The sequence below is a fragment of the Acidobacteriota bacterium genome, from assembly GCA_018001935.1.
GTDB lineage: Bacteria > Acidobacteriota > JAAYUB01 > JAAYUB01 > JAAYUB01 > JAGNHB01.
In genome coordinates this window covers 21608-36409 of record JAGNHB010000031.1, presented here as the reverse complement: position 1 = coordinate 36409, position 14802 = coordinate 21608, and the positions used below count along the sequence as shown (strand labels likewise).

The window sequence follows — 14802 nt, the reverse complement described above, 5'->3', positions numbered from 1 at the left end:
CGATGCAAACGAAAATCCAGAGGTGGGGGAACAGTCAGGGACTCCGATTGGCCCGACAGGTGTTGCAGGATGTGCACTTGAACGTCGGCGACGACGTCGAGGTCAATGTGAAGGATGGGTTGATCGTGATCTCGCCCGTGAGGCGGGTCAGAGGACGGTTGAGGCTGGAAACGCTGGTGTCCCGCATTCCCGAAGGCAGCCAGGTCGGCGAGGAAGAGTGGGGTGCTCCCGTCGGCCGGGAGGAGTGGTAAATGAAGGCGGGAATACCCGAGAAGGGTGATTTCATCACTATCACCTTCGACCCGCAATCCGGGCACGAGCAACGGGGACGCCGCCCGGCGCTGGTGGTCAGCAATACCCTCTTCAACGAACGAACGGGGTTGGCCATCGTCTGCCCGCTGACCCGAACGGTCCGGGGGTTCCCCTTTCACGTCGCGGTAGCGGGGATGCCGGGAGTGGACGGGTTCGTCATGGTGGAGCAGGTCAAGTCGGTGGATTTCCGCGCCCGGAAGGCCGAAATCATCGGGAAGGCCCCGGACGAGGTGCTCGACGAAGTCCTGTCGATTCTCGACGCGTGCATTTATTGAGGATCGCAGCTGAACGAGTTTTACGTCACGGTCACGCGGAAGCTGACTCCCGGCCTTTCACCCCAGCGGGCCTGGGATGACGTCAAGGCCCTGATGGCCTGGGAACCGGTCCCGATGGACAAGTTGCTGGTTCTGCGGGCGAAGGATGCCGAGCGGGAGTACCGCATTTCCTGGTGGAATGCCCTGATCGTGGCGGCGGCTGAACGAGCAGGGTGCCGCACGCTTTACTCGGAAGACCTCGCCGAGGGTCGGGAGTATTTCGGCATCACGGTTTGCAACCCTTTCTCTTGAGGCGCCCGCAACCGGGAGATGAAGAGGCGCCGCCGTGGGGGTGCCGCCGCAAGCGACAGGCAAGGGTGAAGCATGACCATCTTCGACGACTTCTCCACCGTCTACGACCACATGTTCCCCTGGGAGACCCGTAAGCGGAACGAGGGGGATTTCTTCCCGCGACTCTTCGTGGAGCGCGGGGTGAAGCGGGTCCTGGACTGCGCCTGCGGAACGGGGATGCACGTGATCCAGTTCGCGGGGCTCGGCCTGGAGGCCCACGGATCCGACCTCGCCCCCACCATGGTGGAGGCCGCCCGGGAGAACGCGCGGCGCGAAGAGGTGGCGGCGGACTTCCGGGTCTGCTCCTTCACCGAGCTTCTCAAGGGTTTTGCCGGCGTGGAGCGCTTCGATGCGGTGGTCTGCCTCGGCAACTCCCTCACCCTGGCCCCCACCGACGCCGACGTGGCCCGGGCCCTGTGGCAGATGCACGGCATGCTCCGCCCCGGCGGGATCGCCGTCGTGCACATCTTCAACTGGGACAAGCTCGCCCGCGAGCGGCTCCGGATCATGCCGGCCACGGCGTCCGCCCTGGACGGTCACGAGGTCACCTTCCTGCGGGTCTTCCACCACCGGGGCGACCGCATCGACCTCAACATCGTCGTGGTCACCCGGGAGGGCGAGCGGGTGCAGACCCGGGTCCTCACGGCCGTCCAGCGTCCCGTTGGCCCCGGCCGCCTGGTGGGGCTCGCCCGGGAGGCGGGGTTCAGGCGGCTGGAGACCTTCGCCGGATACGACCGCCGCCCCTTCGACCCGGAGTCGTCCGACCAGCTCGTCCTCCTCGCCTCCGTCCCACCCGCCGGGAAGTGAACCCCGTGACTACAGAAAAACAAACCACGAACCACACCAACCACACGAATCCCCACCCGGATCCGACCCAAACGTCTCCGGAGCCCGGGGGAAAAACCACTAATTTCACTAATCGACACTAATATTAAATATGACGGCAACGCAAAAAGTACCATCACCCTCCGGGCGATGGCTCAAACAAAGGCCTTACATACACTTTCCCCTTCGTTTTCAGACTTTTTGCGAACCCGTCAACTATGGCCAACATCAGTTCGGTTTCACCGCAGATCCCCACCAATCTCCCCATCAGTGTGAATTAGTGTGATCAGTGGTCAAAATGATCCGGACGCTGGAGCACAGCAGAGGAATGATCGAGGGACTTGTTTTGGGGCGGGATGACGAGCGGTTCGGCATCAGCATCTTGACGGTGGCCGAACTGCTCTACAGGTTCGGGCGCACCGACGACGAGGCCCGCGTTCCGGGTTCCGGGTCACGGGAAGCGCGAACCCACGAAATCTCGGATTGCCCCGGGCGGGGGACTCTGATAATATTGCAATCGCCGCGTTTCAAAATTCCTTCTTCGAGGTGCCACATGAGAGGAGTCCTTGCGAGAGCCATTCTGTGCCTGGCCGCCCTGACCTTCCTCGCCGGGGTCGTCCCGGCGGAGAACGCCCAGCTCGATTTCAAGCTCGTCAACAAGACCGGCGTCGACATCCAGGAAGTCCACATCTCGCCCGCCAGCAGCAACCACTGGGGGTCGGACATCCTCACCACGGACATTCTCGTGGACGGGCAGACCTGCGAGATCAGCTTCGACCCCGAAGAGGATGCGGAGCTGTGGGACCTCAAGGTCACCGACGACGAGGGCACCAGCATCGTCTGGACCCGGCTGGACCTGACCGAGATCAGCACCTGCGTGCTCAAGATCATCGACGGAAAGCCCGTTGCCGAGACCCACTGATTGCCGGAGACCGGGGGACGGGAGCGTCGATTTCCGTCCCCGCTCCTCCGGGAATCCCATTTCCGGTGTCGTGTTTTTCCGAAATGGCGGGTCGCTCCCGCGATAAGCGTGCAGACATCCGCTTGCACCCCCGCGGGGACCGTGAATTTCCATTTGCAAAGCGGGGCGGGTTCTTCTACAATGATCGAACCCGTTGCGGGTGAAAAACCCGTAGAAACAGAAAGGATGACAGGAGGAACGATGTCCGATTCAATGGAAGCCCTGGGCATGATCGAAACCAAGAGCTTTCCCGCCATGGTGGAAGCCGCCGATGCAATGGTGAAGGCCGCCAAGGTGGTCCTGGTGGGCTACGAGAAGACCGGCGGCGGCTTTGTCACGGCGGTGGTCCGCGGTGACGTGGCGGCGGTGAAGGCGGCGACGGACGCCGGCGCGGCGGCCTCCCGCAAAGTGGGCGAACTGGTGGCGGTCCACGTGATCCCGCGCCCGCACATGAACCTGGACGAGGTCCTGCCCATCGTTCCCCGCGCGAAGAAATAGGCCGGGGCACCGCAGGTTGACCCCATGATCATCGGCCGCATCCGGGGGACCGTGGTGGCCACCCGGAAAGACCCGAAACTGGAAGGGAAGAAGCTTCTCATCGTGGAGAAGATCAACCCCGAGAACGGCGCGCCGGCGGGCCACGTCATCGCCGTGGACACCGTGGGCGCCGGGGCGGGCGAGACCGTGCTGATGGTGGCGGGTTCCTCGGCCCGGCTCTCCCACGGGATGAAGGACCACCCCGTGGATGCCGCCATCATCGCCATCATCGACACCATCTCGTTCAACGGCTGATGACCCCTCCGTCCGGGGGGGGACCGAGAGCACCGCGCGGGCGTGTCCGGCACCCGGGGGGATCCCCGGCAGGCCGGCAACGCCCGCGCTTCCTTTTTGCGCACGGGATCGCATGAAGAGAAAGTCCTCGCTCCTGACCTACGACGAACTCTGCCGACGCGTGGCCGACGCCGGCGTGGTCGGCATGGGCGGGGGCGGCTTCCCCACTCACCTCAAGTTCCGCCCGCGGCTGGACGCCGTCATCGTCAACGGCGCCGAGTGCGAGCCGCTCCTGGACTGCGACTATTTCACGCTGAAGCGCCACGGCGAGGCCGTGATCCGGGGGGCCCGGGCGGTGGCCTCGGGCTGCGGGGCGGCTGACGTGGTCCTGGCCGTCAAACGGAAGAACGCCGCCCTGGCCGAGGCCCTGGCCCCGCTCGGCGGTTTCCGGGCCGTGCTCCTGGACGACGTCTACCCCTCCGGCGACGAACTGTTCGTCATCCGCGCCGCCCTCGGCCGGACGCTCCCCCAAGGCGTAATCCCCTCTTTTGAAAAGATTTACGTGGGGAACGCCGCCACTCTCAAGGCCGTGGACGACGCGCTGGCGGGGGTCCCGTTCACCCGGCGGCTGGTGACGGTCTGCGGGGCCGTCCGTGAGCCGGGCACCTTCGACGTGCCCCTCGGGACGCGCTTCGGCGACCTGGTGGCGGCCTGCGGGGGTGTCCGCGTCGCCGGGGCCCGGCTGGTGGAGGGCGGCGTGATGATGGGCGCGCTGGCCTCGGACGACGACGTGGTGCGCAAGACGACCTCCGGGGTGGTTGCCCTCCCGCCGGACCACCCCGCCGTCCTGGAGCGCCTGCGCCCCCTCGCCTACTCCGCCCGGGTCGCCGAACACGCCTGCTGCCAGTGCGCCCGCTGCAGCGAACTCTGTTCCCGCCGCTTCCTGGGTCACGACCTCGCCCCGCACCGGCTGATGCGCCTGGTGGGCGCCCGGCGGGACTACCGGGCCCTCCATTCCCCGACCCTCTTCAACTGCTCGGGCTGCGGCCTCTGCTCGCTGATCGCCTGCCCCTTCGACCTCTCCCCGCGCCGGTTGATCCTGGAGGCCCGGCGTGTCGTCCCGCGGCCCCAGGGCGTCGTGCCGCCGGAACCGGCCCCTCCCCCCGAGGCCTCCTGCGTGGCCGTCCCGACGAAAAAAGTGATGGCGAAACTCCAGTTGAACGCCTGGCTGGCGCCGCACCGCTTCGCGGGGGAATTCCCGCTTCCGGCCGCCCTGCGGGTCCCCCTGCAGCAGCACGCCGGCCGGCCCGCCGTCGCCGCGGTGCAGCCCGGCGAGTGCGTGGAGGCCGGCCAGGTGATCGGCCGTCCCGCGGACGGCGGGCCTTCGGCGGCGGTTCACGCCCCCGCCGCGGGCACGGTGGAATCGGTGGGGGATTCGGTCACGATTCGAACAGGGTTCGGGGAAGGCCGGACTGGCGGATGATGGAGAGAAGAGTCCCGACCCGCAACTCCAGGTGATCGGGTACCGGGACGGTAATCGTCCCACCCTGGACGTCCTTTTGCATCACGATATGGCTCCCTCTGCGTCGGACTTCCTGAAATCCCATTGCAGAGAGTATTTTGCATACCTCGGCCCCGGAATGGACCTTCAGCTTACCCAACGGCAACCTCGAGTTGAGTCACATAGATCTCCTCATGAAAGCGTTGGTGAATTTCCGATTCCGAAGCACATTCGAAGAAAAGTTCCACCGCTTCCCGGAGATTGGCCCGGGCCTCTTCGATGGATTCCCCCTGGCTGGCGATGTCCAATTCCGGGCAGAGCGCGACAAAGCCGTCGCCTTCTCTCTCGATAATCGCGGTCAATCGTCTGAGCATATGATCTCTGACCCTCCATCCACAGGGGTTTGATACTGGGTTCGGCGCCTGGTTTCAGCATACCGGAGTCGTCCAGACCTGTCAACGCCATTGCGCCTTGGGAGCGCATGGACTATAAAAAATCATGGAGACATAAAAAATTGCCTACAGCCCCAGGGAGGATTGTCACCGCTTCCCGGAAATTCTGGCCCGGGTCTGAAGGATGGTTGCCTCGGGCTTGCGTTACCCGAGGCTGAACGGTATCCCGACACGCCGGTGCGTCAGACGGTCCCCAGCCGGGCCAGCGCCGCGCTGGCGTCCGCGTCCCCGCGGTCCCGGGCGATCCCGTACCAGCGCCGGGCTTCGGCGAGGTCGACGTCGACCCCCTCGCCGTGCTCGTAAGCGTGGGCCAGCCAGAACGCCCCCGTGGGGCAGCCCTGACCGGCGGCCTGCCGGTAGAAGGGGAGGGCCGCGGCGTAGTCCTGCGCGACGCCGTAGCCGTTCCGGTAACAGTAGCCCGTGTCGCAGAGCCCGCTGTTGTGGCCCTGGGCCGCGGCCTTCCGGTACCACTCCAGCGCCGCGGCGTAGTCGCCCCGGTCGTAGAACCGGCAGCCCATCTCGTACTGGGCCCCGGCCTCGCCGGCCTCGGCACGGCAGAGAATGGGGTCGGAACCGTTCGATTTTGCGTTGATCATCCGTTCTTTTCTCCTAGTGGGGTTCGGGGGACCCGCCGAAGGGCCCGCCTGCCCGTTGGATGCGCCGACCCGCCGCGCGGTGCGGAAAGCTACGGCACAAACCGCTTGATCCCGCCCGGGACCGGGATTACAATAACATGGCTATCGCGGCTTCCGAACCAGCCACTGCAAGGACCTTGTTGAAACACTCCGCACGCGAACCCGGGGACCTCCTCTCGGGGAGGTTTCACCCGTCGAACGATCATCTCGGGAAAAGAGGAGAACCATGAGAAAAACCGCCCTCATCCTGATCGCCGCCTTTCTCGCCTCCAGTGCCAGCTGCCTGAGGGGTCCCCAGGACTACACGTCGAACGAGGGGAAGTACAAGGTCACATTCCCGGCCGGGCTGTCCACGGCGAAGGAAACCCGGGAGAAAGCTCCGCTGCCCAACGGCGACACCATCGAGTTCGTGATGGTGACCGCTGAACGGGACGAGGGGGCGTGCGTGGTGGGGTTCAACGACTTCCCCGCCGCGATCCTGGACCAGGTCGGCTCGAAACGGGAGTTCTTCGACGGCGGACGCCGCGGGGCGCTGGGCAGCATGAACGGCAAGCTGAACAGCGAAAAAGACATCACGGTGAGCGGCAACCCGGGGCGTTCCTTCACGTTCACGGGGTCGAAGTCCGGCAAGACCATCCACGGCCGGGCGGACCTCATCCTCGTGAAAAACCGTCTCTACCAGTTGATGTACATGAACTTCGACCAGGCGGCGATCGACAGCGAGGAGTGCCGGAAGTTCTTCGAGTCCTTCGCCCTCGTCCCTTGACCCGGGGCCCGGCCCGGAAACGGAAGGGCCGGAACCGCGTCGATGCCGGCCGCTCTGCGCGGGGCCGGCCGTCTCACCGGGAGGGTTGAATCGGACCGATCGGTCGGATCCGACCGATCCGTCCGATCCGGCGACGGATGCCGCGAAACCCTTCCGATCTTCAGCCGGTTCGCCCGCGACCGGGTCCGTCTCACGAGGCCGGGAAGCCCGCCCTCGCCCCGTCCCGTCCGCGAAAGCTCAAAAGCTCACCCTCGCCCCGGCGAAGAGGCCGTGGAAGCGGAGCGGCGCGTAGGTCTCGCCGATGTGGATGATCGTCGTCTGCCCGATGGACGGGCGAACCATCACCGCGTCGCCCTCGTCGGTCACGGCTTTCCCCAGGCGGGTGTACCGGTACTCCAGGTCGAGCACGAGCCGGCTCACCAGCGGGAAGGAGAAGCCGACGCACGCCTTCCAGGCGAAATCGGCCCGGGTCCCCCCCGGCGTGGTGAGCGTGTGCGGGACGGCGAGCGAAGGATAGGACAGCACCATGGGCTGCTGCCGGTTCACGGAGAACCCCACCCCGGCCCCCAGGTAGGGACGGAACCGGCCGAGGCGCGCTCCCGGGACCCCTGACAGGTCGAGGTAGGCGCCGGCCAGGAGCGAGTCGGCGTGGACTTTCCCCCGGACCGGCTCCGGGGCCGGCGGGGTGAGGAAATTGCTCTGCCCCGAGAAGGTGAGGGAGGGGTAATCGGTGAACCGCGCGTCGAGCCGCACGAAGGGGAACGGCTTGTAACCGAGACCGACGCCCCAGGCGACCGCGTTGCCGAAATCGCCGGCCGCCCGGTAGCCCACGCCGTAGAGAGGGGTCGGGGGGTTCTGTGCCGGGTGGACGTCGCGGTACTCGGTGGCGTGCGTGAAGAGCCACCCGCCCTCCACCACCCCGTGGAACCCCTGGGACGCGACCGGCGCGCACCCCGCCGCCAGGAGCAGACCGGTCGCCAGGAACCTGCAAATGCTTTTCATTCAGACTCCTTTTCCAAGTTTTGCCTTCTCCTCGTCCGTCAGCCCGCGAATGGAGAAGCGGTAGCCCTCGAACACCGCCAGGGCGTAGAACACGAGGTCGATGGGGCTGAACGTCTCTTTCATCACCAGCAGGACAAAGTTGAAGTCGACGCTGGTGAGCAGGTCGAAGAAGGGGGTGTGCAGTTCCTTTGCCAGGACGGCGCAGACGGTGAGGTAGTTCCCGATCAGGCAGCCGGCGAGGCTGAGCACGGCGCCCATCACGCCGAACTTCGGATCGATCCCTTTCCCGGTCAGGCGAATGGCGAAACCCACGAGAAAGCCCACCCCCACGGCCATCCAGCCGATCTGGTACCCGGTGCCGAAGGTGACGCCGGCCCAGATGGCGGCCCCGACCAGCGCGGCCACGGCCCCGCCGAGAAAGCCCCTGAGAAGGCTCTGCTCGTCGCGCAACCGCCGCAGGTGGAACTCCAGCTTCGCCGGGTCCAGCTCGGGCTCGGCGGGTGTCTGCACGTTCGGTTCGGGTGGATCGGGGGGCTTGATCACTTCCATGCGTGTCTCCTTCTTCTCACAGATGATAGCCGAAGCCCTTCTTTACGGAGGTTGGATGTCCCACCCGCGCGGCGTGCCTCCCGCGTGCACCGGCCGCACGGGTCCCGCCGGACGGTGCGTCCGGTCCGGGGTCACCGGGGTTTGTCCAACGCAGTGTGGCGGGACGCGGCCGGGGGGCGGCCGGCGCGGGGGCGGCAGGGGCCCCCGGCGGGGCGGGTTGGACCGCCGCCGGCGGCTTTTCCGCGGGCGCCTCCCCCGGGGGAGACAGCGGCGCCGTGACGATGAAGACCACGAACATCGCGCCCAGGAGGGCCGCCGCCGCGTGGAAGGGCAGGGCCCCCGGCGACCGCCTTCCCTCCTCCCCCCGCTGCTTCGAGACCCGGTCGATGGCGTAGAGCGTCAGGACGAGGGCGCAGACTCCCAGGAACACCTGGACCAGCCTCACCAGGAGCGGCGTGAAGAGGACGTACGCCTCCGGGTCCGCGTTGCCCCCGAGCCAGCCCGCCACCAGGGCCACCCCATCGGGGATTCCCTCCGCGAAGAATTCGGCGCCCTCGAGGGTGATGTGCTGAAGAACGGCCATAACGGCGAAGGTGAGGCCGTAGTGGGCCAGGTTCGAACTGAAGACGCCGTTCTCCATCCCGGTGGAGACCGCGGCGGCCGTCATGACGATCCCCATCACCGCCACCAGCATGAGGATGTACCCGAGGGTCCAGGCCGCCTCGTCGGTGGCGAGGCCGAACCAGATGGCGGGGGGGGCGTCCTTGAGGCCGAGGCCCCACGCCCCCAGGTACTTGCAGAAAGCGTGGAGCAGCATGGCGCCCGACAGGAGCACGGCGAGGACCCCGGCGGAGAGGAGCGGTTTCCGCATCTCCCACATCTCCGCCCCCGGCTTTCGCAGGTAGAGGTGCACCGCCCCGTGCGGGCAGACCTTCAGGCAGTTCATGCACAGGTTGCAGTTCTGGTTGGTGTCCATGGCCAGCGGGCGCTCCAGCATGGGGCAGGGGCGCCGGTTGTCCCCGGCGATGCAGCGGTGGTCGGTGCACTCGTTGGAGCACACGTCGATGTTGGTGCGCAGCTCCAGGAACGAGGCGCTGGAGTAGACGCCGTTCACACCGCCCAGCGGGCAGAAGTACCGGCACCAGGTGCGCCGCTCGAAGATCAGGCTCATGAGGACGGTCCCGCCGAAGACGGAAACCAGCACGACCCCGGTCATCCACGGGTAGTCCGGGTAGTGCCAGTACTCGTCCGCCCACGTCAGGAAGAGGAAGAGGAACGTCATGGGCCAGATTTCCAGCCGCCGGAAGAACTTCGGGATCGGCAACTTCAGCCCGCCCGCCTTCTGGATCCCCGAGCTGACCAGGGCGAAAGGGCAGATGCTGCACCAGATGCGCCCGAGGAAGAGGAAGGAGAGGGGGAGGGCCGCCCACCAGATGGGCCAGGTGAGCGTCAGGGCGAAGTTGTCCTCGGACTGGGGCCCGACGAAACAGTACACGGCGATGAGGCCCAGGACGAACAGAGCGGGGATTTGCAGGATCAGCGGGTAGAAAGAACTCTTGAGGAAGGCTTTGAGCCACGGCAGGCGAAAGAGGTCCACCTTTCCCTGCTTGATGCCGGGCGGCAGGTGGATGAGGATGTGCTCGGCGTCGATCCGCCCCTCGGGGGCGAGGGTGAAGGCCCGGCGGATCACCGTGTCCAACTCGCCCACGTTCCCCGGCCAATCGTAGCTGACGAGGCGCTCCATGGCCGCCGGGGAGATCTGCGGGTTCGGGACCCCCGCGGCTTCGGCGTGCTTGGTCCCCAGGGTGCCCACGATCTCCGGGATGTCCTTCCGGCGGTTTCGCAGCGGGGGGATGGAGATCACCCCGCCGGTGAAGAGGTTCTTCAGGCCGGGGGCGGCGGTGTGGGAGACCTCGTCCGGCTTCAGGCGCCGGGTCACGAAGACCCGCGCCGAAAGCGGCACCTCGGAACTGCCCCCGATGCGGCGGAATTTCCCGGTCCTCAGCGCCTGCAGCAGTTGTTCGCGGGCCACGGGCCCGAGGGCCTGGGGTTCCTCGATCACCACGGACCCCTCGGCGCAGAGTTCCAGGGCGCCCCACTGGGCGGACCCCTCGGGGCCCTCCTCCTGGCCGAAGATCTCCGTCGCGGCCGTGACGCCCCCGCGGGGGCAGTCCACCACGATGACCGGGCCCTCCGCGCGGCGGCTCTTCCGGATGGCGAGGGCGCAGGCGAGGCTCTTGCCCGACCCCTCCTCCCCTTCCACGAAGACCGGACCGTCGCAGGCGGCCGCGGCGGCTATCACCTGCTCGAGTTCCCTCGCGGCCGAGGTGGACCCCGCCGCCCGGTCCTTCTCGAACTCCCGGTACCCCTGGAGTCGCCGGCTGAGGGAGAGATGGGCCCTCCTCGCCTCTTCGATCCGCGTGGTGGAGGAGCGCAGGCGGTCGCAGAGCATTTTCACGATGCGCCGGTAAACGGACGCCTCCGACACCAGGTGGAGGAAATCCCCCCGTGTGATCCGCACCAGCGTGGCCGCTTCCGTGGTCCTCACCGTCGCGGAACGGGGCTCGCCCGACAGGAGGGCCATCTCCCCGAAGCACTCGCCGGGCCCCAGGACGGAGATGCACACCGGCGGCACGGGGGGAGCGGCGGGACGAAGAACTTCCACGGCCCCCGACTCCACCACGTAGAGGTCCGCGGCCTCGTCCCCCGCGTTGAACACGGTTTCCCTCGCGGGCCGGCTTTCCAGCACGGAGCGGCGGGCCAACCCCTCCAGGACCTCGTCGGGAAGCTCCTGGAAGATCGCCACCCGCCGAAGCGCCTGGAAGACCTCGGGGTTCGGGGGCGGGATGAACTCCGCGTGGGGGCAGAGGGTCGAGCGGGGGTTGGGGACCGGGCAGAGGAGCACGTTCCCGGGCCCGCGGAGAACGCGGGGCGTCGGCGCCGACGCGGTATCCCCGGTCTCCCCGGCGCCGGCAGGTTGGGGGACCCCGGAGCAGCGGACCCCCGACTCCCGGGCCAGAAGGGCCGAGGGGGAGGCGACGAGGGGGTGGGCGCCGTCCAGCGGGATGCGCTCCACCGGCCCGGGGGAGATGACAAGGAGCGTCCCGGTCCCGGCGACCCGGAGGAGCGGTTCGGTATCCCCGGGCGGCCCGGTCCCGGCCCCCTCTTCCATCAGCTTCACCACGTTCAGGGTGATCTCGCAGGCCACGAAATACTTCCGGGGCAGGATCCAGGCTTCGTCGTCCAGGCTCATCACGTGGTATTCGCCGAAGGAGGGGTCCAGGTGAAGCTCGCCCGTTCCCCTGCACCGGGTCAGGGGAAGGCGGATCGGAAGGTCGGTGGCGTCCTGCGTTTTTTTCGGGGGCCACTGGAGGGTCTCGGTTTCGACGGCGTCGCGCGAGTAGTGGATGGCGCCGGGAATGACCAGCACGTCCGGGTTACCGAGCCGGATGACGGGGACTTGCAGGGCGCCGTGCGTGCGCACGGCGAAGACGGTTTTCGCCGCCGGGCCGGGGGGCGCCGGGGGGGAGGGCGCCGGGGGCGCTGCCGGCGGGAGACCCTCGGAAAGTTCTTTGTCCTTCATCGTTCCACTGCCTTTCGGGGGACCGGCCCGCCGGTCACGACCGCCCCGGCCGGGCCGGCCGCGTTATCGAACCACGAAACAGGAGTCCCCGATGATGATCCGGTCACCCGCGTGCACCTCGGTAGGTTCACTGACCCGGATCCCGTTGAGCGTGGTGCCGTTGGTGCTGTTCAGGTCCGTCAGCACCAACCGCCCGGCCAGGATATTCAGAATGGCGTGGTGGTGTGAGGCTTTCTTGTCCGGAAGCGTGATCTCGTTGTCCGGAGCCCGCCCGATGCGTACCCGGGACTTCAGCGAGAAGCTGGACCCGGCAACGGGACCCTTCTCGGCCACCAGCGTCTCCGGGGGAGACTGATCCGCCATGATGGTCTTGTCGCCGCTCTCCTCGTCGTGGAGCGTCGGGATCTCCGGCGCCCGCGGAGGGGGAGGCGGGAACGGGGGAGGCGGCGCCGGGAAACCGGCCGCGGCGGGTCGCGCCGGCGGGGCCTGCGGAGCCGGCGGGGCCGCGGGCCGGGGCAACGGGGGAGACGCCGGGGCGTCGATCGTGGGCAGGATCCGGGTCTTGGGAAGCGGACGTGCCGGTTCCTGCGGGGGCGGCCCCCAGGCCGGAGGCGGGAACGCCGCCGGGCTCCCGGGGGCGCCGGGGGTCCGCCCCGGCCCGTAAGGAGACGGCGGTTCGGGATACGGTGGATAGGGCGCCGGCGGCGGGGCGGGGCGGGGTGCCGGCGGGGCGGGGGCGTAGCCGCCCGGCGGCGGGTAGGGGGCCGGCCCGGGGTACGCCGGGCCCGGGGCGCCGCGGGGGGCGGCCGGGGGACCGGGCGCGGGACCGGGCATGGGGCCGTAGGGGCCGGCATCCCCCGGGTACCCCGGCGGGGAAATCGCGCCATAGGGTTGATCCGCGAACGGGGGGCCGGGCATCGGGGCAGGTTCCAGCCAGGAGTCGCCTGCCGGACGATGCCCGGCAGTCTGCTTTCCGCCGCCCTTCTCGGGCACTCTCGGTTTCTGGGAGATCATCCGGATCACCAGCGCCGTGATGACGGCCACGAACGCCAGGGCCCCGATGATGGCGCAGATCCACAGCACCCACGTCACGGTCCCGGCCTGGGGCTGGGCGGGCGGGGCCCCGGCCGTCTGCCGGGCAGCCGCCCACCCCGTGGCGCCAAGGCACAGGGTGGAAAACACGGGGAAGCGGAACGCACCGCGTCCGTCCGATCTCGCCGTAGGGGTCGCGTTCGCTCGCATCATCATTGCTTCCTTCGATTTCGGAGAGCCTCGGCCATTGCGGGGATCATACTTCCTTTTCCCGGTCCATTTCAAGGGGAAAGTGGGCGCCCGGACCCGGGCTTCGGCAGTTTGGAGCGTGACAAATCGTTTTACCCCTCCCTGGGTTTCTGGTAATATCGGTGTTTCATTCCGCCCGGGAGGCATTCGCATGAACATATCCGTATTCGGGACCGGTTACGTGGGGCTGGTGACGGGCACCTGCTTCGCGGAGACGGGCAACCACGTCATTTGCGTCGATATCGACAAGGAGAAGGTGGACGGCCTCAACCGGGGCGTGTGCCCCATCTACGAACCCGGCCTGGAGCCCATGATCGCCCGCAACGTGGCGGCCGGCCGCCTGGCGTTCACCTGCGACGCCGCGGACGCCGTGGCGAAGTCCACCATCCTCTTCATCGCCGTGGGGACCCCGCCCAACGAGGACGGCTCGGCGGACCTCTCCCACGTCCTGGCGGTGGCTGAAACCATCGGCAAGCTCATGGACGGCTACCGGGTCATCATCAACAAGAGCACCGTCCCCGTGGGCACCGCCGACAGGGTCCGGGAGGTCCTGGCGCGGCACACGAAGGCCGAGTTCGACGTGGTCTCCAACCCCGAGTTTCTCAAGGAGGGGACCGCGGTGGACGACTGCATGATGCCCGAACGCATCGTCATCGGCACGGACAACGTCCGGACGGCCGAGCTGATGAAGGCGCTCTACGGCCCCTACGTCCGCACCGGCAACCCCATCGTCATCATGGACATCCGCTCGGCGGAAACCACCAAGTACGCCGCCAACGCCATGCTGGCTACCCGCATCAGCTTCATGAACGAGTTCGCCCGCTTCTGCGAGAAGGTGGGCGCCGACATCGACGCCGTCCGGGCGGGGATCGGCTCCGACTCCCGCATCGGCAAGCGCTTCCTCTTCGCCGGCGCCGGCTACGGCGGCTCCTGCTTCCCCAAGGACGTGAAGGCCATCATCAAGACCGCCCGGGAGCACGGCTGCCGGATGGAGGTCCTCGACGCCGTGGAGAGCGTCAACGAGGCCCAGAAGCACGTGGTGGCCGACAAGGTCCTGGCTCACTTCGGCGGCGACCTGGCGGGACGCCGCATCGCCGTTTGGGGCCTCTCCTTCAAGCCCAAGACCGACGACATGCGGGAAGCCCCCGCCCTGGTCATCATCGACCGGCTCCTGGCCGCGGGCGCCACGGTGTCCGCCCACGACCCGGTGGCCGTGCCCAACGCCCGGGGGATCCTGGGGGACCGCATCCACTTCGCGAAGAACAACTTCGAGGCGCTGGAGGGCGCCGACGCCCTGGTGCTGGTCACCGAGTGGAACGAGTACCGCTTCCCCGACTTCGGGGAGATGAAGCGGACGATGAAGTCCCCCGTGGTGTTCGACGGCCGCAACATTTACAACCCGAAGGAGATGAAGGACCTGGGGTTCACCTATTACCCCATCGGCCGCGCCGCCGAGCTTCCGGTCTGAGGCCCTTCACCCGCTTGTGGAGTGCGGCGCGGAGGCTGCCGGAGCGCCGCTTTGTCCGAGCCGCGCAGGCCGCCGGAGCGGCGCGGCCCCG

At 67.8% G+C, this 14802-nt stretch carries 17 protein-coding genes; 10 read left to right on the top strand and 7 right to left on the bottom strand.

Going from position 1 to position 14802, the window contains the following annotated elements; translation table 11 throughout:
- The first annotated feature begins 2 nt into the window (after positions 1–2).
- The 8 genes from KA419_12475 (at position 3) to KA419_12440 (ending at position 4957) form a co-directional block, all read left to right on the top strand.
- Positions 3–251, top strand: a complete 249-nt coding sequence (locus tag KA419_12475) for a transcriptional regulator/antitoxin, MazE (GenBank protein MBP7866753.1) — start codon at positions 3–5, stop codon at positions 249–251.
- Entirely contained in the window at positions 252–587 is a 336-nt protein-coding gene (locus KA419_12470) for a type II toxin-antitoxin system PemK/MazF family toxin (protein MBP7866752.1), read from the top strand. It begins immediately after the preceding gene.
- A 9-nt stretch (positions 588–596) separates the two neighbouring features.
- Entirely contained in the window at positions 597–878 is a 282-nt protein-coding gene (locus tag KA419_12465; protein ID MBP7866751.1) for a PIN domain-containing protein, read from the top strand.
- A 72-nt stretch (positions 879–950) separates the two neighbouring features.
- Positions 951–1724, top strand: coding sequence for a class I SAM-dependent methyltransferase (locus KA419_12460; protein ID MBP7866750.1), 774 nt, complete (start codon positions 951–953; stop codon positions 1722–1724).
- A 571-nt stretch (positions 1725–2295) separates the two neighbouring features.
- A complete protein-coding gene (locus tag KA419_12455; GenBank protein ID MBP7866749.1) occupies positions 2296–2664 on the top strand; it encodes a hypothetical protein in 369 nt (122 codons plus the stop codon).
- Between the two features lie 252 nt (positions 2665–2916).
- Complete coding sequence (eutM, locus tag KA419_12450; GenBank protein ID MBP7866748.1) at positions 2917–3201, top strand: ethanolamine utilization microcompartment protein EutM; 285 nt, start codon at positions 2917–2919, stop codon at positions 3199–3201.
- A gap of 24 nt (positions 3202–3225) precedes the next feature.
- Positions 3226–3495 (top strand): EutN/CcmL family microcompartment protein, encoded by a 270-nt coding sequence (locus tag KA419_12445; GenBank protein ID MBP7866747.1) that lies wholly within the window; start codon positions 3226–3228, stop codon positions 3493–3495.
- Between the two features lie 112 nt (positions 3496–3607).
- Entirely contained in the window at positions 3608–4957 is a 1350-nt protein-coding gene (locus tag KA419_12440; GenBank protein MBP7866746.1) for an SLBB domain-containing protein, read from the top strand.
- Here the strand turns inward: KA419_12440 and KA419_12435 are convergent.
- The 3 genes from KA419_12435 to KA419_12425 form a co-directional block, all read right to left on the bottom strand.
- Complete coding sequence (locus KA419_12435; protein ID MBP7866745.1) at positions 4914–5135, bottom strand: type II toxin-antitoxin system HicA family toxin; 222 nt, start codon at positions 5133–5135, stop codon at positions 4914–4916. The genes KA419_12440 and KA419_12435 overlap by 44 nt on opposite strands.
- Positions 5128–5349: a type II toxin-antitoxin system HicB family antitoxin gene (locus KA419_12430; protein ID MBP7866744.1), complete on the bottom strand. Its 222-nt coding sequence runs from the start codon at positions 5347–5349 to the stop codon at positions 5128–5130. The genes KA419_12435 and KA419_12430 overlap by 8 nt, the downstream gene beginning before the upstream one ends.
- A 260-nt stretch (positions 5350–5609) precedes the next feature.
- Complete coding sequence (locus tag KA419_12425; GenBank protein MBP7866743.1) at positions 5610–6023, bottom strand: sel1 repeat family protein; 414 nt, start codon at positions 6021–6023, stop codon at positions 5610–5612.
- Positions 6024–6288: 265 nt separating this feature from the next.
- On the opposite strand from KA419_12425, the gene KA419_12420 reads away from it, so the two are divergent.
- Positions 6289–6828, top strand: a complete 540-nt coding sequence (locus KA419_12420; protein ID MBP7866742.1) for a hypothetical protein — start codon at positions 6289–6291, stop codon at positions 6826–6828.
- Positions 6829–7065: 237 nt separating this feature from the next.
- Here the strand turns inward: KA419_12420 and KA419_12415 are convergent, their stop codons facing one another.
- The 4 genes from KA419_12415 to KA419_12400 form a co-directional block, all read right to left on the bottom strand.
- Complete coding sequence (locus KA419_12415; GenBank protein MBP7866741.1) at positions 7066–7830, bottom strand: porin family protein; 765 nt, start codon at positions 7828–7830, stop codon at positions 7066–7068.
- On the bottom strand, positions 7831–8379 hold the full coding sequence (locus KA419_12410) for a hypothetical protein (protein ID MBP7866740.1): 549 nt from the start codon (positions 8377–8379) through the stop codon (positions 7831–7833).
- 16 nt (positions 8380–8395) lie between these two features.
- Positions 8396–11962, bottom strand: coding sequence for a cyclic nucleotide-binding domain-containing protein (locus KA419_12405; GenBank protein MBP7866739.1), 3567 nt, complete (start codon positions 11960–11962; stop codon positions 8396–8398).
- Between the two features lie 63 nt (positions 11963–12025).
- A complete protein-coding gene (locus KA419_12400; protein ID MBP7866738.1) occupies positions 12026–12325 on the bottom strand; it encodes an FHA domain-containing protein in 300 nt (99 codons plus the stop codon).
- Between the two features lie 1069 nt (positions 12326–13394).
- On the opposite strand from KA419_12400, the gene KA419_12395 reads away from it, so the two are divergent.
- Entirely contained in the window at positions 13395–14711 is a 1317-nt protein-coding gene (locus KA419_12395) for a UDP-glucose/GDP-mannose dehydrogenase family protein (GenBank protein MBP7866737.1), read from the top strand.
- The last annotated feature ends 91 nt before the right edge of the window (positions 14712–14802 follow it).